General features: G+C 34.7%; 12 protein-coding genes and 2 pseudogenes. 13 read left to right on the forward strand and 1 reads right to left on the reverse strand.

Features of this window, described 5'->3' with window-relative positions:
• Nucleotides 1–253 precede the first annotated feature (253 nt).
• Nucleotides 254–473 (reverse strand): annotated as a pseudogene (locus ACFQ19_RS08165) (XRE family transcriptional regulator); the annotation flags it as partial.
• Between the two features lie 1,120 nt (nt 474–1,593).
• Between ACFQ19_RS08165 and ACFQ19_RS08170 the strand changes: the two are divergent.
• The 13 genes and pseudogenes from ACFQ19_RS08170 (at nt 1,594) to ACFQ19_RS08230 (ending at nt 19,330) form a co-directional block, all read left to right on the forward strand.
• Nucleotides 1,594–2,607: pseudogene (locus ACFQ19_RS08170) on the forward strand (dicarboxylate/amino acid:cation symporter).
• 902 nt (nt 2,608–3,509) lie between these two features.
• On the forward strand, nt 3,510–5,504 hold the full coding sequence (locus ACFQ19_RS08175) for an oxidoreductase (RefSeq protein WP_379591590.1): 1,995 nt from the start codon (nt 3,510–3,512) through the stop codon (nt 5,502–5,504).
• 207 nt (nt 5,505–5,711) lie between these two features.
• On the forward strand, nt 5,712–6,140 hold the full coding sequence (locus ACFQ19_RS08180; protein ID WP_379591591.1) for a GlcG/HbpS family heme-binding protein: 429 nt from the start codon (nt 5,712–5,714) through the stop codon (nt 6,138–6,140).
• 653 nt (nt 6,141–6,793) lie between these two features.
• Complete coding sequence (locus ACFQ19_RS08185) at nt 6,794–7,876, forward strand: zinc-binding dehydrogenase (protein ID WP_379591592.1); 1,083 nt, start codon at nt 6,794–6,796, stop codon at nt 7,874–7,876.
• A gap of 130 nt (nt 7,877–8,006) precedes the next feature.
• Complete coding sequence (locus ACFQ19_RS08190) at nt 8,007–9,983, forward strand: oxidoreductase (RefSeq protein WP_379591593.1); 1,977 nt, start codon at nt 8,007–8,009, stop codon at nt 9,981–9,983.
• Nucleotides 9,984–10,530: 547 nt separating this feature from the next.
• A complete protein-coding gene (locus ACFQ19_RS08195) occupies nt 10,531–12,090 on the forward strand; it encodes a BCCT family transporter (RefSeq protein WP_379591594.1) in 1,560 nt (519 codons plus the stop codon).
• 135 nt (nt 12,091–12,225) lie between these two features.
• Nucleotides 12,226–13,683 (forward strand): Na+/H+ antiporter NhaC, encoded by a 1,458-nt coding sequence (gene nhaC, locus ACFQ19_RS08200; RefSeq protein WP_379591595.1) that lies wholly within the window; start codon nt 12,226–12,228, stop codon nt 13,681–13,683.
• Nucleotides 13,684–13,776: 93 nt separating this feature from the next.
• Complete coding sequence (locus ACFQ19_RS08205; RefSeq protein ID WP_379591596.1) at nt 13,777–14,895, forward strand: saccharopine dehydrogenase NADP-binding domain-containing protein; 1,119 nt, start codon at nt 13,777–13,779, stop codon at nt 14,893–14,895.
• 57 nt (nt 14,896–14,952) lie between these two features.
• Nucleotides 14,953–16,500 carry an L-glutamate gamma-semialdehyde dehydrogenase gene (pruA, locus tag ACFQ19_RS08210; protein WP_379591597.1) on the forward strand — a complete coding sequence of 516 codons (1,548 nt, stop codon included), beginning with the start codon at nt 14,953–14,955 and terminating at the stop codon, nt 16,498–16,500.
• Between the two features lie 97 nt (nt 16,501–16,597).
• Nucleotides 16,598–17,356: an aspartate/glutamate racemase family protein gene (locus ACFQ19_RS08215; protein ID WP_379591598.1), complete on the forward strand. Its 759-nt coding sequence runs from the start codon at nt 16,598–16,600 to the stop codon at nt 17,354–17,356.
• A gap of 188 nt (nt 17,357–17,544) precedes the next feature.
• Nucleotides 17,545–18,312, forward strand: a complete 768-nt coding sequence (locus ACFQ19_RS08220; RefSeq protein ID WP_379591599.1) for an IclR family transcriptional regulator — start codon at nt 17,545–17,547, stop codon at nt 18,310–18,312.
• A 157-nt stretch (nt 18,313–18,469) separates the two neighbouring features.
• Nucleotides 18,470–18,676: an SDR family oxidoreductase gene (locus ACFQ19_RS08225; RefSeq protein ID WP_379591600.1), complete on the forward strand. Its 207-nt coding sequence runs from the start codon at nt 18,470–18,472 to the stop codon at nt 18,674–18,676.
• 264 nt (nt 18,677–18,940) lie between these two features.
• Entirely contained in the window at nt 18,941–19,330 is a 390-nt protein-coding gene (locus ACFQ19_RS08230; RefSeq protein WP_379591601.1) for a hypothetical protein, read from the forward strand.
• The last annotated feature ends 285 nt before the right edge of the window (nt 19,331–19,615 follow it).

Raw genomic sequence — 19,615 nt, forward strand, 5'->3', positions numbered from 1 at the left:
GCAGCTTGCATACCACTAGCTTTCCAAGCATCATATCTTGCTTTCCATTCTGTTCTTTTTTCTGCATTTGTCATCGCATAACCTCCGTATGATTTTCTATGGAGATTATCTCATGCGTGGTTTATAAAGAGTAGGTGGGAATTATTTGACGCTTACATTTAAAGTAACTGTAATAACAGAGCCAGACGCAAAGACGCAGAGCCAATAATTTGAGGTTTTTATATCTCATTTTATCGGCTCTTTCTGTTATGTATTATTCTTCGATGTATCTAACTTCTTTGATATTGTTCACCAATGCTTCTATGATCATTAACTCTTTATCCATAAAACTATCCATTTGCTTTTCCTCTTGTATACTTCTGGTACTTATTTGACAGACCGTTTGTAGGTAAGAAAAACTCATCTACAGACACATTGAGTAACGATACAAGATAATAAAGAACCTGTATACTTGGGTGCTGCCCCTTATTTTCTTACTGAATTAGGCGAATCCATTATCCCTATTTATTAATGGAATGTATGAGTGGAGAGAGAACAGAATGAAACAATTAAAAATTAAAGCTAATTTTAATATTAATACGTCTAAAAATAGATTTTAATATCAATTAATAATTAAGGAGTACTCTCACATATAAAATGTGAACTCACGGAATTGTAATACAGTAAAATCCATTAAGTTACAATGATGAAAATGATGCCTATCGATTAACTATTTAGAAGGGGACAATCGAATACTGTAAAATAAGGGCCTGTTATCATAACAAGTGCCTTATTTTTTGTGTAGATTTAATTGTTAGAGAGTCGTAGTAATGAAACGGCTGAGAATATAATAAATTATAGTTGATTTGTTTATTACTTTTCTTGTTTTTGGATTAGGGCTTCATCACGTACTTCAAAATGAATTGCATCGATAGAGATAATTCCATTTGCGATAAACCGTTTCTGTGATGGCTGCCAGCGTTACATGTTTGAAGAATTTTTCTAAAGTATCCATTTCGTTACCAGTCAGGGATAGAGAACCTCTGATAGCGGAGAATCAGATACAAGAAATTCGCGGTTCAATTAAAAAATAAATCCATTATTAGGGTAGAAATTATTGCATGTAAATAAAATTTATATTGTCTATTACTTTGAATGGTTTCTTAAATTTATCATAAATTAATATATTCTTATTTCTTAAAAGATTGAGGAATTAAAATGAATGATAATATTATAGATGTATTAGGTGAAGAATTAGTATAAGGAAACTATTTTTGTTTAACATTATCTGGTAAATTTGACAAATAATTATTTACTTTAAAATTATTCATTTTTCGAATTATTTAGAATATAAGAAGCTTAGTAATCAACGATATTAATGGAGGCTAAAGTATGAATCTAACTATAAAAGTTTTGATTGCTCTTGGTCTTGGTGCCGTAGTGGGCATAACATTATACCATTACATTATTTATCTCCGAATCTGTTTGCTACACTTGAAAATTACCTGTTTGGTCCGCTTAGGGAAATATTTCACAATTTAATTCAAATGATAATTATACCTCTAATATTTTTTCTCTTGTCTTAGGTGTATCTTCTTTAGGTGATCCGAAAAAATTAGGAAGAATTGGAGTGAAAACAGTCACTTTTTTCTTGGTACAACTATTTTTGCGATTGTGGTAGGAATAAGTTTAGCATCTATTTTTCGGCCGGGAAATGTGGATGTTGATACTTCTGCATTAAGTTTCAGCGGGGAAACCACTAATCTAAAAAGTAACTATTTAGATTTAATCCCATCTAATCCAATACAAGCGATGTCTGAAGGAAATATATTACAAGTTCTAATGTTCTCCATTTTTATTGGGCTTGCAGTGGCACTGCTAGGGAAAAAAGTGGAAGGACTAAGAAATTTAATGGAACAAGGGAACGAAATTGTAATGACTTTGGTTAATCTGATTATGCGATTTGCTCCGTATGGTGCCTTTGGTTTGCTAACTTCATCGATAGGTCAGATGGGTTTAGATGGTGCAAGAGCTATGGTTTCTTATATGCTGGTTGTTATACTAGGTTTACTTTTGCATGCTCTTGTTTTCTATGGGGCAATTATATATTTTCTGGGTAAAATGAATCCGATACGGTTCTACAAGAGTTTTTTACCTGCAATACTAATTGGGTTTAGTACGGTAAGCAGTGTTGCGGCACTTCCTGTCTCTCTAAAAATGGCCCAAGAAAAAATAGAGATTCCTAAACAAATCAGTAGGTTTGTTCAAACCTTAGGGGCAACGATGAATATGGATGGAACTGCTATTATGCAAGGGACGGCAACAATATTTATAGCCCAAGTGTATGGAAGTAATTTAACTTTCTTTTAGTTATCCATGATTGTTATATTTGCAGTATTAGCCAGTATTGGTACGACAAGTGTTCCGTATTCTGGATTAATTATGTTAACCATGATTCTTAGTCAGGTTTCTTTGCCAGTAGTAGGTATTGCACTTATTATTGGGATTGATCGCCTTCTTGACATGATGCGTGTTTCCGTAAATATTTCTGGTGATACAGTATGTGCCCTGGTAGTTTCGGAATCCGAAAAGAGACGTCAATTAAAAAAATCTGCAAAAGTAGGTTAAAGCTTTTATTTTTAAATTATGAATCATGTGGCTATACGTAAAAATGTATCAAATTTTATATTTTAAGCACAATCCAAGAAGCTTAATTTCGAACAGTTTTATGCAAGGTATCGAAATAAATGATACCAAATATTAAGTAGAAGGACTTCTAATAGTAAAATAATGCATTATAAAATGAAACGGTAATAATAAAAAATAACATTAATTAAGACAACATTAATCAGCAAAAAATATCAAAAAGACTAAAAAACAGCCATTGCTATTTTTTAATATTTATTGTAACATAAGTCCAAACGGGACTAAGTCCTAAAAATGTTCGTATGAAGTTCAAACACATGTTTTACGTTTCCTGTTTGAAATTCTAAATGTTCAGAAGTGATTAATAGCGACTTTAATAAGGAGGTGTTCAGAAAGTTGATAATACACTTTTCGTAGCAGCCATCTGTAGAGTTTATTACAAATTCATATTTAAATGAATATACGGCGGAATTAGTTTCAAATCTAAACCAGATGTTGTAATTAATTGGACAACGTGCCAAGTCTGGCATTAGATTATTTCGAATCATTAAAAATAACAAGTATGAAAGATGAAGTTTGACTATTTGGACACATAACAGAAGTGTCAATAATATTTATTATCTTTTTATGAAAACGCTTAAATAAATGAATGAGTGAAATCTTGTTTCTAGTCGTTTTAAATGTATTATTTTGTTTGAAAATCAGGTTGCATCACAGAGTTGATGACCAATGAGGTCCTGTTATAAGTCTATAAATCTGAAAGGTGATGGTATAAAAATATGAATTAGAAGGTAGTAACAAAATATGATTATTACAGTATTTCATGGGAAAGAAGGTATTTGTGATTCTGTGTGTACTACTAATTTTTATAGGAGGCTTTTATAATGGCAAACGTTAATAGTGAGAAAAAAACAGACTTTAAAAGCTTATTTAGCACACTAGATATTGGTAATCGCACTGTGAAAAACCGAATTGTAGTTTCTGCACATGCAACAGGATTTGAAACGGATGGGATACTGAGTGATCGACATGTTCGTTATTTGAAAAGAATGGCAGTAGGAGGGGCAGGGTTAATCATGACTTTTGGGTCGGCGAGCGTTTATAAAGAATCGTCAGCTTCATATGGCTCTATAGATTTGTGGAACCCCAAAAATGAACCGAGGTTAAGGGAACTTGCGGAACATGCTCACGAACATGGAGCGCTTATTATGTCTCAGGCTACACACATGGGAAGACGTGGTGATTCAGCATTAAGTGGAAGGCCCTTACAGGCTCCATCTGCAGTTCCTGAAGGAGTTCATCGTGAGATTCCGCATGTATTGCGTACGGAAGATATACCACCTATAGTTGATGCTTTTGCAGAAGCGGCCGCACGTTTAGAGAGATGCGGATGGGATGGAATTGAAATTACGTCCTTTGGAGGACACTTGATTGAACAATTTTGGAGTCCAACCATTAATGACCGCACGGATCGTTATGGAGGAGATTTGGAAGGCAGGATGCGCTTTTCTGTTGAGGTTGTTGAGGCAGTAGCTAAAGCGGTTTCTGATGATTTTATCATAGGCTTTCGGATGACTGGAAATCCGCTGACTGATAAATTAGGTCTTGATAAAGACGATATGATTGAAATAGCAAAGGAACTTGATGAATTAGGACATATCGACATGTTTAATATTGCTGGAGGAACCAAGGTTGACATGATTGTTCAAGCAGCAGGAGTACCAGGGGATACTTTCAAACGAGGCACTTATGTTGAGGACGCCCGTAGAATGAAAGAACACCTTTCTGTGCCTGTATTAGTAGCAGGAAGGATCTTGGATCCAGACCAGGCTGATGAAGCTTTGAATCAAGGTAACAGCGACCTTGTAGCTATGACTCGGGCAATCATGGCTGATCCAGAATTACCACGAAAAGCAGAGGAAGGGAGAGTTTCTCAAATTCGTCCAGATATCGCATTAACTGAAGACAGTATTGGGAGACTTTATTCAGGGAGGCCGATTGTTTGTGCTGTTAATCCAGCTGTTGCAGATGACTCATTAGCCCATTTTGAGAAGGCGAAAAATAAACGTAGAGTAGTTGTTATTGGAGGAGGACCTGCAGGAATGGAAGCAGCGCGTGTGGCTGCTGAACGTGGACATGAAGTTATTTTGTTGGAAGCTGCCGAACATCTCGGAGGACAGGTTGCAACTGGAACAGCTGCATCTGAACGTCCACACTTTGGAAGGCATATAAAGTGGCTTGAACGAGAATTAAAAAGATTCCATGTTGATGTACAATTAAATGAGAAAGCTGGAGTAGAAGAAATATTGAATCTTAATCCAGATGCAGTAATTCTGGCAACAGGGTCAAATGCAGAAATTCCACCTGAAGTGAAAGGTATAACAGCCCGTTGTACGACAGATGTTGAACTTCTTGATGGGCAGATTTCTATTTCGCCTGACTCTCGTGTTTTGGTGTACGATCGTGAAGGCAAATTCCGTGGGGCAAGCATCGCTAAATTTGCAGCCGAAGCAGGAGCGTCACAAGTAGAAATTGTTACCCCATTATGGTCGGTTAGTGAGGATCTAGATCAGATGCAAAAGCCGCGATTATATCTTTTATTGGCGAAAAATAATGTGATATTGACGCCAAACCAGACACTTGTTGGTCAAAAAAATCAAAATTTTCTGTTGGAAGAAGTATGGTCCGGGCGTGAGCGAGTTGTAGAGGATGTAGATGTTATTGTTTTTGTCGGTTACCAAAAAGCCCAAGATGAACTTTATGAACAACTTTTGAAGGCTTCCCCCAATTTAGATGTTCACCTTATTGGCGATTCGATTGCTCCAAGAAAACTTAGTGACGCAGTTGCTGAAGGGGTTCGTATTGGGAGCATTCTATAGTTTTATTTGCGACAGATTGTCTATATCAACTCTATAAATGATTAGCCTTATTGAATCAGAGAACTGCAAAATAAAACATCAATCTTAATTAGTTAAAATGATTCAACTGTTAAAAGATTAGACTGCGATTTTAAAATAAGGTAATAATTAACTAGCCTAAAATGAGGCTGCTAATATCATTTAAATTTACAAAAGAGGTGGAAAATAATGAGCAAAATCAACTTGGAAATTGCAAAAGAAGTTATTAGTGGAGCAGAGGATGAAGCTTCAAAAGTCGGTGTCCAGATGGTGATTTCTATTTTAGATGAAGGTGGAAATCTCATTGCAACGCATCGTATGGATGATGCATGGCTAGCGAGTATTGATATCGCACAAAATAAGGCATGGACCTCTGTAGCTTTAAAAATGCCTACTTCTAATCTTGCTGAAGCGACTGTACCTAACGCCGAACTATACGGTTTAAACACAACAAATCAAGGACGTTTAGTTGTTTTTGGAGGTGGTATTCCTCTCGAAAAAGACGGCAGGGTAGTGGGCGCTATTGGTGTGAGTGGAAGTAGTGTTCCTAATGATGTACGAGTAGCCGAAGCAGGAGTTAAAGCATTCGAAGAACTTGATTTAGAAAAGGTTAAATAGGTACTACCATATCTAAGAAAATATAGTAACTGGAAATAGAGAATGGCAATAAGCGGATTCGGTGTTTATATAAGTTGTAATGCTTAAACATGTGCTGCATATTTATGTAACTGTGGCAGAAAGATTTATGCTCATTCATAAAGTGAATCATAAAAAAGAAGAGATTGTCTCCAATGAAATCGTAAAACAAATTTCATTGGAGACATTCAATAAATTTCATTTGTGGTAATTTTATAAGATTACATATTGCAAAGAGTATTATTTGATACATATTAATTCCTTGTTTATAACAGTTATTGCAGATTCTAATTTTATTTTAATGAATTTTCAAACCATTTACAAATTTAAAAAAATATGGTTGACGTTTCTGGATGATTATAGTAATATTTTAAAAAATGGGACTATGTACTAATATTTTGAAGTTTGATTAAACTTAGTGTTTTACAAGAAATATTTGATGGGAGAGGGTTTATATGTTCCTTAAATTTACTCAAAAAATATTTAATTAATAAAGACTATTTGAGTAATTTTGAAAGCGGTTACTTTTGTAGGTACCAAACTATTTCCAGTATATGAGTATTAATTATAGTAGGGTTATTACTACAGAAAACAGAATTGAAATTATTAATGAAAATATGAGGGAGGAAGTTTGTATGAAAGGAAAAATAGCAGTAATGAATCAACCGGGAGAGTTAACAGTTAAGGAGTATACTTTGCCAAAAGCAGAAGAAGGGTCTGTTTTAGCAAAAATTCTGCGTACTAATGTTTGTGGATCTGAAGTGCATATTTGGAAAGGAACCGATCCATCAGAAACATCAGGTTTATTAGGTCATGAAATGGTTGGTGAAATTATGGATTTGGGAACTGATGTCTATACTGATAATGCAGGCACTCCAATAAAGGTTGGTGACCGCATATCCGCTCTTTATTATTTGACATGTGGCAGATGTTATTACTGTACGAATCATCAGGCGCATCTCTGTGAAAACGCTCATAATTTTTATTCTAAGTTACCGGATGAATATCCACATTTCCATAAAACATTTGCTACTCATTATTATATTCATCCTGATCAGCATTTTTACAAAGTACCAGATAATATTCCGGATTCCGTTGCTGCAAGTGCAAACTGTGCTATATCACAAGTATATTTTGGAATTGAAAAAGCAAATCTTAAGTATGGTAATTCAATAGTCATACAAGGAGCCGGTGGTTTAGGACTAAATGCTTCAGCTCTCGCTAAAGAATTTGGTGCCAAGACGATAGTAATTGACAGCGTGCAAAATCGTTTAGAAATGGCAAAAAGATTTGGCGCGGACTATGTCATAGATATGAATGAGTACGATACAGTTGAAAAACGTTCAGCCTTGGTTTATGAATTGACAAATGGTAGAGGTGCAGATATAGCAATGGAATTAACCGGTGTAGCTCCTGCTTTTAATGAGGGCCTTCATTTAATTAGAATAGGGGGTCAATATGTCAGTATTGGAAATCTGGCAGAAGGATCGATTCCTTTTGATCCAAGTTTGCCTATAAAAAAATCAATCCAGATAATATCACTTTCTCGTTATGATCCTCAGTATTTAAATAAATCCTTGCAGTTTTTATCTGAAAATATTGACAAATATCCATTTGAGGAGATAGTTGGTAAGCCATTCAAATTTGAAGAATTGGAAACAGCTCTTAATAAGTCTGTGTCCAGAGAAATAACAAGAGCTTCTATAATTATGAATTAAATACATTTTTACGTGTTTTCAAGAAAGTTCTCTATTCAAGAAGTAGTAAGTGATAAATAGTTCGCTAGCTAGTATTATTTTATTTTTCTTGATAAAAATTTTAAACAGATAGAGGGAGGCATATACAAAGATGAATATTACAACAGAAACAAAGTTAGAGAAGTTATTTAGTCCTTTGACAATCGGTAAAAAAGAGTTGAAGAATCGAATTGTTTCTGCTGCACATGCAGTAGGGTGGGAAGCAGATGGATTGTTATATGAAGAACATACCCGTTATCTCGAAAGGAAAGCGGAAGGAGGAACAGGGCTTATTATTGCATTTGGATCCGCTTCTGTACAAAAAGATTCTTCAGCTTCTTACGGTTCAATAAGTCTTTGGGATGAACGAAATGAACCAGCGTTTAAAGATCTTGCCGATCGTGTACACAATCATGGTGCGCTACTTATCTCTCAAGCAACTCATATGGGAAGACGTGGAACATCTGTTATTGACGGAAAACCCATTTCCGCTCCCTCATCAGTTCCAGAAGGAGTTCACAATGAGATCCCACATGTTATGCGTACGGATGAAATTCCTTCTTTGATTCAAGATTTCGCAAACGCAGCCAAACGTTTAGAATCGTGTGGATGGGATGGTATTGAAGTTACTTCTTTCGGAGGACATCTGATTGAACAGTTTTGGAGTCCAAAATTAAATAATCGTACCGATCGTTATGGTGGGGACTTCGAAGGAAGAATGCGATTTAGTATTGAAGTAGTTGAAACTGTGAGATCTGCGGTTTCTGAAGATTTTATTATTTGTTTTCGTATGACTGGAGATCCTATGACTGATGCATTGGGCCTTGATCGAGAAGATATGCTAAAAATTGCCACAAGGCTGGATCAATTAGGATGTATCGATTTGTTTAATATTGGCAGAAGTACAAACGCAAATTATAAAACACAGGCTGCAACAGTGCCTGGAGATACTTTTGAACGAGGACTTAATAATGAACTTGCTGAAATGATGAAAGAGCATCTTTCCGTTCCTGTAATGGTAGCTGGAAGGATTCTTGATCCGTACCAAGCAGAAGAGGCATTGCTACAAGAAAAATGTGATTTAGTCGGAATAACACGAGCAATCATCGCAGACCCAGACATGCCAAAATTAGCAGAACAAGGAGAGTTTTCCCGAATACGCCCATGTATTGCTTGTAGTGAAGGATGTATTGGAAGGTTATATTCAGGAATGCCTATGATTTGCACAGTGAACCCTGCTATTGCAGATGATTCTCTCGAAATTAAAAAGACATCTGCGCAAAAGCAAAAAGTAATAATTATTGGTGGAGGACCTGCAGGTATGGAAGCCGCACGTATTTCAGCTGAAAAAGACAATGAAGTTATCCTCTTAGAGAGTTCTGATCAGTTAGGTGGAAAAGTATTATTGACTTCCGTTTCTAAAGAGAGACCGCATTATGGATTACATGTAAATTGGTTGAAGGAAGAACTAGTCAGACTAGGAGTTCAAGTAAAAACAAATTTTAATGGAACAACAAAATCTATCCTTGATTATAATCCAGACGTGGTAATATTGGCAATTGGTTCAATACAATTTAATCCATTCCAGAAAAACACTAATGTTGTGACAGAAACAGAAATATTAAGTAGAAAAATTCCTATTTCTTCTGATAAGAAGGTAATTGTTTATGATCGTGAAGGGGTTTATCGAGGTTCGAGTGCAGCACTTTTTGCAGCAGAAGAAGGGGCTAAAAAAGTAGAAATTGTTACACCACATTGGTCTATTAGCGATAAATTAGATGATATGCGAAAAGCTGAGATGTATAGTCTTTTAGGGAAGAATAAAATTATGCATCTTCCGAATAAGGAATTAACTGTTGATCAAAATGATCAGCTTGTGATAAAAGATATATTTTCGAATGAGGACAGAATAGTAGAAGATAATGCACTCGTTGTTTTAGTTGGTTTTGAAGAAGGAGATAATATCCTGTATGAAAATATAAAATCTTCTTTACCTGAAGTGAAATTACACCAAATTGGAGACAGTGTTGCTCCGAGGCGATTACACGATGCTATTAGTGAGGGAGCGCATGTTGCTGCAAATTTATGATAAATTTGTTGTAATGGATATTCAAGTATGATAACCAATAATCTCAAGTGAATCATTCAAATACAATTTTTAATCAATGGTAAATAAAGTAAAATAATACGGATGGTTTCGAATTCACAAAATATTATTTTCTGTTTTGATTAAATAATAATGAAATTTCGTTCTCATGGCTTGGGGATTGAGCTGTTACCTACAAGAAACAAGGGAAGATTGATATGTAAATTATTGATTTCCTCATAAATCTCCGAGCCTTTATAAATTATAGAATTAAGAATATTCTATTCAATTTTACTTAAACGGTTTATTTTCTATGAATCAATATTTTATATAGTAACTTTTTCCTTTCTGTTTCATAAGACTATTGGACTTTGGTAAGTATCTTGAAACCTAGATTTCGAATGATAAATAAGAGGAGAGAAGATTTAATAAATTAGTTTACTCCCTGTGTGTTGAATATGTAAATCTAAATGTGGTTTGACAATTACCTGTCAGTACCAATAATAACTAATACTGTCACATACTAAAAGTCAAAAGCTGGAGGCTTTCGATGAATAAAAAAGTAGATGTAAGAAGTAGAAAAGGGATATCAGACTATAGGATTCTTGTACCTTCTATTTTAATTATTTCTATTGTAAGTATACTTTTTTCAATATTTGAATCTAAATCTCTTAACATATTAAATAGTATTTTTGATTATATTGTACAAGTATTTTCTTGGGGTTATATTTGGTACGCAGTTATATTATTCATTGCTACTTTATTCTTTTCATTTTCTAAATATGGAAATGTTGTTTTAGGTAAACCTCAGGATAAGCCGAGATTTACCCTCTTTCAATATGCTTCTATATTAATAGCCACTGGTTTGGGGTCTACCGTCATGCGTACGGGTATAATTCAATGGACGGATGTGACATTGGATCCGCCAGCAGGGGTTACCCCCGAGTCAACAGAAGCACTCTTGTGGGGAAGTTCATACAGTATGTTTATTTGGAGTCCTTTAATCTTTTCTATCTTTGTAGTGGCTGCGCCAGCCATAGCCTATGTATTACATGTTCGTAAGAAGCCCCTATTGAGAATTTCTGAAGCTTGCCGTCCTGTTTTAGGAGATAAAATTATTGACGGAATAGGAGGAAAAATTCTTGATATAATTTTTCTTTTGAGTATTTTATCCGGAGCTTCTGTTACTTTAGGGTTTTCGACTCCACTTGTTACTTACAGCTTGGCTTCACTTTTTGATGTGGAAGTAACATTTGGATTAACGTTACTGGTAATTATTGTATGGGTCCTATTGTTTACTATAAGCGCTTATTTGGGGATTGATAAAGGAATTAAAAAATTAAGTACTTTTAATATGTATCTGGCTGGTGTTTTTGCATTGTGTATCATGATTGTAGGTCCTGGCATTTTCATTATCAATTATTTTACAGAAAACATCAGTTTTTTATTTAAACATTACATTGATATGTCTCTATATACAAATTCATTAAATTTAGGAGAAACTTCTTTTATGGAAAGAAATACAGTGTTTTGGATTGCTTACAATTCAACATGGGGGATGTTAGGGAGTGTATTTATAGCGAAAATATCCCGAGGCAGGACAATTAAAGAGATGATTTTAACGTATTTATTAGCACCAACTCTTGTTTCTTGGGTTGTTACTGGAGTGCTTGGAGGCCTTGGTGTTCATAGATATATAAATGGAGATATCCCCGTCTTAGATATTGCCAAAGAGGATCCAATGTTAGCTATTCCAGAAATCTTATCTTCTTTACCATTAGGAATAATAGCTATTATTGTCTTTATTTTTATAACAACCATTTTTTTAGCTACAACTTTAGATTCTACAACCTATACAATCGCATCGTACACAAGTACTAAAAATATGAGTGAAGAAGAACCTTCGAAAACATTAACCATTATCGTAGCGATCATTTTAACAATGGTTACGTTAATTCTTATGAGAATAGGTGGTTTAGCTCCGCTTGAAGTTCTATCAGGTCTAATGGGAATCCCGATTATCTTTGTACAGTTTTTAACTATTTATTCTGTAAAAAAAATGATGGATGAAGATAAAGCTTGGAAATATAACATAAGAGATAAACAATAGGTCGGTGGAAAAATATAAATTAAAATAAGGGAATTTTTTGTGATTTTTTAGAATTAGTATTGTAAGTTAAACAATCAGTTATAAAATATATGCTTGAATATTTGAGAATAAAAAACATAGGCAGGTGTAATAAACATGAAGTCACCTAAAAAAGAGGCACGTATACCAAACGGTTTAGAAATCATCGGAATGTTATTGGTTTTTACCGCCATAATGCTTTTATCGATAATGGTTTTTGAAATCCCGGTAGCAATGGCTTTGATACTCGTTTGGACATTTATGATACTGTTTGGGTTATATCTCGGAAATAATTATGATTCATTACAGGAAGGGATACAAGAAGGAATTTCAAAAGGTCTCCAAGGTGTTTTGATATTAATAACCGTTGGGGCTTTAATTGGAACTTGGATTATTGGTGGTATAGTGCCTACTCTCATTTATTACGGAACCAATTTCATTCATCCATCAATATTTCTTTTCGCGGCGATGATATTATGTATGGTTACCAGTATTGCTACTGGTACGTCTTGGGGGACGTTAGGTACTGCTGGTATCGCAATGATGGGAGTTGCCCAAAGTTTCGGGATCCCTCTTCCACTTGCTGCTGGGGCACTGATATCGGGTGCTTTTATGGGGGATAAAATCTCTCCGTTATCTGATACAACCGTTTTAACATCCAGTTTAAGTAATGTAGATATCATAAAACATATTAAGTCAATGTTTTATGTTACCATTCCTGCATTCGTTATAACTAGTATTCTATTTATAATCGTCGGCTTTTTTTATGTCGACGGATCGGTGAGTATGGTACAAGCTGAAGAAACTCAAGCGGCTCTTCAGGAGTTTTTTAACATTCAATGGTATATGTTAATACCTGCGCTGATTGTTATCGTTTTGTTAATGATGAAAAAACCATCAGTTCCAACAATCGCTTTTGGTGCATTATTAGGATCCATATGGGCTGTACTGTTTCAAGAGAAATCAATAAATGAATCATTCATGGCTATCTATGAAGGCTATTCAGCAGAATCTAATTATTTAATCATTAATGAGCTTTTAAACCGAGGTGGGATTATGTTCATGCTTGATGTAATATTAATTATCTTATTAGCACTTGGGTTAGGAGGGTTAATGGACAAGATAGGTATTCTTCAAGTGCTTACTAATATTATGTCATCATGGATTAACAAGCGTAAAGGAAGGCTAACAACAGCAACTATGAGTACTGCATTATTCGGAACTGCTTTCGGAGGATCTACTTATGTGGGAATAATAACTGGCAGTAAGATTACAGAAAAAAATTATGAAGAAATGAAAATAGATAAGACCGTGTTGTCTAGAAATACAGAAGCAGGAGCTACAGTTACATCTCCACTATTTCCATGGGTGGACGGAGGGGTATTTGTATCGGCTGTACTAGGTGTTAGTACTTTATCTTACTTGCCTTTTGCCTGGTACAATCTTTTAGTTATCTTTATTTCCATTGTATATGGGTATACAGGTTTGTTCATGTGGAATACAAATGAAGTAAATCAAACAGATAATGAAATGCAGAATGTGACAGAAGAAACTGAAAAAGTAAATATTAATTAACAGAAATAAATAAAAGACTTGCTATTTTCGGAAAATTATTGTAGTATAAAATAAAAATAGGACGCTGTCCTAAAAATAAATGGAGGTTAAAAAATGAGTAAAGTAATGCTTTTTGGATTGGGAGAAGTTGGAACTCACATACTGGAATTTTTAGTAAGAGATCCCAAATGCCCAGAATTAGTAGTTTGTGATGTTAATAAGGAAGTTAGTGAAAGGAGAGTCAACAATGCTGTAATTGGAGCGGCAGTATTTAAGCTATATCCTAAAGTAACATTTAAACAAGTGGACTTAGTAAATGTTGATACTACTGCTGAATTGATTAAAGAAGAAAAGCCAGATCTTATTATTAATTGTGCTGTTTTACAGACGTGGCATGTAATCAGAAAACTTCCAGAAGAGCAATATAAAAAACTTAGTTCAGCAAGTCTTGGTGCATGGCTGCCTGCTCAACTCGGTTTAATTCATCAATTAATGAAAGCGGTTAAAAAATCTGGTGTAAACCCTCATGTTATCAATACAGCTTTGTCCGATATGACAAACCCTGCTTTAGATAAAGTAGGTTTGGCGCCTACTATTGGTATAGGGAACGTTGATGTAATTGAAGCTGCCGTACGTACAAAAGTATCTCGTGATTTAAATGTATCCATTGATGTTGTAAAAGTATATCTGGTAGCTCATCATGTTTGGTGGGTTTATCCAAGAGAAGCTGGATATAAAAAAGGTCCTTATTATGTAAAAGTACTTGTACAGGATAATGATGTTACAGAGCAATTTGATACAGATCAGTTATTATGGGATGCCGTGAAGTTATATCCTCCTTACACGGAATTTACAACTGTATCTGCAAATTCAACAATAAGAAATATGTATGCGTTACTTAATCCAACACCGACATTTATGCATGCACCCGCACCACATGGACTTCCAGGCGGTTATCCAGTTATGTTAAGTAAAGAAGGTGCAGAATTGGCACTGCCTGATGATATTACAGTTGATGAAGCAATAAAAATTAATGAAGACTGTAATAAAATTGATGGAATTGAACGTATCGAGGATGATGGAACAGTCGTTTATCCGGAATACACACAAAAAATTTTAAAAGAGATGTTAGGTTTTGATCGTGCCTCTTTTAATGTGGAAGATAGTTTAGAAGTAGCGTTTGAACTGATGGGTAAATATAAAGAATTCTCGAAAGGACTCATTGTAACTTGATGGAATAAAAGGCTAAAACAATGTAAATAGATTATTATATTCTGAAGGAGTGATCTTATGGTTGCCCCATATACTGCGGAACCTTCAACAGACTTTCAAGATGCCAAAAATATAGAAGCATTTGAAAATGCATTGACTTATGTAGCGAGTGAGTTAGGTAAGGATTATCCATTGATTATTGGAGGAGAGCGCATTACAACAACTGATAAAATTACATCCGTCAATCCAGCTAAACATGATGAAGTGATTGGTACAGTATCCAAAGCTACGCAAAATCATGTAGACCAGGCGATGGAAGAAGCAGAGCGTGCATTTAAAAAATGGAGTGCATGGGATCCGGGCGCTCGAGCCAATGTATTGTTTCGTGCAGCAGCAATCACCCGTCGTCGTAAACATGAAATTTCTGCATGGATTGTCTATGAGTTAGGAAAACCTTGGAAAGAAGCAGATGGTGAAGTATCGGAAGCCATTGATTTTATGGAGTATTATGGACGGCAAATGATTCAATATAAAGATGGAGTAGATGTTAAAAATCGGCCGATTGAAAATAATCAGTTTACTTATTTGCCTATGGGAGTAGGCGTTACAGTTTCTCCATGGAATTTTCCTTATGCCATCCTTGCGGGAACAACCGTTGGCCCGATGGTAGCTGGAAATACAATCCTTTTAAAACCAGCTAGCTTAACTCCGATTACAGGGTTTAAATTTATCGAAATACTTGAAGAAGCAGGCATGCCGCCGGGTGTTGTAAACTTTCTTCCTGGCAGTGGAGGAGAGATTGGAGATTATCTTGTTGAACATCCTAAAACTCATTTTGTTAACTTTACCGGTTCAAAAGAGGTGGGCATAAGTATATATGAAAAAGCGGCAAAGGTTCAACCGGGACAAAATTTCTTGAAAAAAACAGCAATTGAAATGGGCGGAAAAGATACAATCATAGTAGATCGTGAAGCTGATTTAGATCTTGCTGCTGAATCAATTGTTCAATCTGCATTTGGATTCAGCGGCCAGAAATGTGCTTCTTGCTCAAGGGTTGTTGCTCACGAGGATGTTTATGATACAGTACTTGAGAAAGTAAGAATATTGACAGAAGAGTTGACGGTCGGTGTCCCTGAAAGTGTTGATATTTATATGGGACCTGTATGTGATGTTGGAGCTTTTGATAAAATCAGTAATTATCTTGAAGTTGGAAAGCAAGAATCCCGCCTTGTATTTGGGGGAACCAGCGATAAAGAAAAAGGATATTTTATTAAACCAACAATCTTTGCAGATGCAGATCCTGAATCACGTATTATGCAAGAAGAAATATTTGGACCAGTAGTCGCTTTTACAAAAGGGACTTCTATCGATGAGCTTATTGACATTGCAAACAATACAGATTATGGATTGACAGGGTCTATTATATCTAATAATCGCACCAATCTTGAAAAAGCACGCAAAGAATTCCATGTAGGAAATCTATATTTTAACCGTGGATGTACAGCAGCAATAGTAGGCTATCATCCATTTGGCGGGTTCAAATTATCTGGTACGGATTCAAAAGCAGGTGGACCAGGTTACATTCTTCATTTTATGGAGCCTAAAACAGTCTCTGAACAGTTTTAAAGCATTATAGAATATAAATTTGTGTGAATAATGTAGATATCAGGAAAAATCACAAAAGATTAAAATTTAAAGTTTTATAAAAAGGCGGGGTGTAAAATTGAAATTACTCGTAATTAACCCATTTGCTACGGATGCTTATGATGAGAAAATATCTAATGTTATAGAGAGTGTTACACGTGAAGACACTTCCATTGTTGTTGAACATTTAGATAGGGGTCTTCCTTTTATCCGGCATGCATACTTTCAATCATTAATAGTACCTGATATTGTAGAAAGAATTTATCAAGCAGAAAAAGAAGGTTTTGATGGAGTATTTGTTTCCTGCATTTTTGAACCTGGGGTAAAAGAAGCTAAAGAACTTGTTGATATACCAGTTATAGGCGGTTCCGTCCCTAATATATTTTTGGCCAGGCAATTGGGGCAACGCTTTGCATTCTTAACAGATACACCACGAGCTGATGCAATAACGTATGATTTATTTAAACAAAATAAATTAGATACGGAATGTGTTGGAATAAAATCTGTTGATATGGGAGTAGAAGATATTAAAAAATACCCAGAGAAAAGTCAAGAACGTATTATAGAGCATATTAAAGAATTCAGGAGTCAAGGAGCAGATGTAATCATCAATGGATGCACGGTTTTAGCAGCATTTTTTGAAAAAGAAAATATACCAAGTGAATTGCAAAATATACCTATCATCGATACAAATGTTGGGTCAATTAAAACATTAGAAATGATGGTTGATTTACATCAGAAATATAATTTGACAGTAAGCAGAGATGTTTCTTATCAAAAACCGCAAGATTTGGAACCGTCAGCATTTGAACAAGTAAGAAAGACTTATGGCTATTAGTATAAAGAGGAAACTTAATGCTACTTTCTAAACTTGCTTAATTGAGTTTATACACTGTATACTAACCCTTATAAGGAGTGGTGTTTCACTGCTTAGAGTTTCCCTTGGTAATTCTTTTCTTGATGATATTTATAAAGATGGGCCAAGGGAAACCGTGGGGGAGTATGTTTTGAAAAGGGTGATAATCTATGAGTGTAAAAAAAGAAAAACAAACAACTGTATCCTCCGTAGATAAGGCGATAGATATATTAATAGCATTAGGTCAGTCAGATATTAAAACAATAAGAGAGTTAGGTCAGCAATTAGATATTACAAAAAGTACATTACATCGATTATTACAAACCTTAGAAAGCCGTGGTTTGGTAAAGAAAGATATTACTACAGATAAGTATTCATTGGGCTATAAGATTCTTGAGTTAAGTTCTAATTTGAAAAAAGAGAATGAAATAAGAGAACTTGCGATAGGACAAATGGAAGAGTTAAGCAGACTTACAGGAGATACGGTTCAGCTAGCTATTTTAGAAAATAATGAAATTATAATTATTGAAACAGTAGAAGGGACAAATACGTTGAGAGTATTTGCTCAGCCTGGGCAAAAATACCCGATAACATATGGTAATTTCGGAAAAGTTTTCTTAGCTTATCAATCTACATCAAATATTGTTAATCATATTAACGCTACCCCGTTATTGAAGTATGCTTCAGCCACGATAACTGATCAAGAAAAATTCATAGATGAAGTAAATGAAGTCAAAAAAAATAATATTTCAGTTGGAATAGACGATCCGATAGAAGGTGCTATAAGTATGGCAGCACCAATAACAGATTCAAATAACAATATCGTAGCTTCATTATCTATAGCAGGCGTTAAAACCCAACAAAAAATAAGTGAAATTGAAAAGTTTAAAATGTATATAATGGATTATGCAGATAAAATTTCAAACGAATTAAAATAATGTTGGCTACCCTATTCAATATTTTGAGTTGTGTATAATAGATGTATCGATGAATATCCGTATAAATTGTTTGTCCATATCGTGTTCAACAATTCTCGTTTACCAAAAAACTACAATTTAAATATAATAATTCGGTATTTTCTGGAGGATCATCCGCATGATTTTAATCACAGGAGCGATCGGGCAAATTGGCAGTTTAGTTGTTGAACATCTCTTAAACATGAATGTGCCTGTACGAGTTTTTGTGCGAGATAAAAATGCTTTTAAAGATTTTCACAATTCATCACTAGAGATGACAGAAGGTACATTTGAAGATAGGAAAACTTTGAAAAAGGCAGTTAAAGGTGTGGAACTTCTTTTTTAGCTGGCCGGGATAATCCTGACCAAGTTGAACAACATGAAAACGTAATAAAAATCGCTGAGTTATCTGGCGTCAAGCATATAGTGAAATTGTCAGCTTTTACTGCCTCTGAAGATTCGCCAATCAGTTTAATGTGCTGGCACGCAAATATAGAAAAAAATTAAGAAATTCAAAGATGGATTGTACATCCCTTCGTCCGCAACTGTATATGCAAAATTTGTTGCGTTCAAGTGATTCAGTTGCAAAAAAGGTGCTTTTTCAGCTCTTATGAGTTCTGATAAATATGTTTTAGTTGACATACGTGATATTGCAGAAATAGCTGCTAAAGTTTTAACGGAAGACGGTCATATTTCAAAAATATATACATTAACAGGATCTGATGCAGTTTGTTATGAGGAAATTGCAAAATATTTATCGGATATTCTAAATCAGTCAATTTATTATAATCAAGTCCCACAAAAAGAATATTATGAAATTCTTCTGGAAAGAGGGACCCCATCATGGCGAGCATATGACCTTGCTAATATTGCAGGTGCATACCTAGAGGACAGCAATAAGCTTGTAACAAACGATATTAAAAACTTGTTAAATCGTTCCGCTCTTAGCGTTCAAGTTTTTTTAAATGATTATCAAGCAAACTTTGAAGGAGATATCTAAATTCTCTAAAGTAACCAAAGAGAACTGCACAGTAACTGTTTTAAAAATAAATAAGTTCATCATTAAGCATCGTAAGAGTATTAGGAGGCTATTTTGGAAATAAAATTTAAAAATAATACCTGCTATCGAAATTATTACGATTGAGCATTTTTTTATAGTTACTTATTATGGAATGGATTTACAATAGACATTTTGAGGCATTTTGTAATGAATCTTAAAATCTTATGGTTAGTATTTTCAACAAAAGTATACAGAGGACATCAAAAAGTAAAGAATTATTTTATA

Source organism: Oceanobacillus locisalsi, assembly GCF_042675985.1.
GTDB lineage: Bacteria > Bacillota > Bacilli > Bacillales > Amphibacillaceae > Oceanobacillus > Oceanobacillus locisalsi.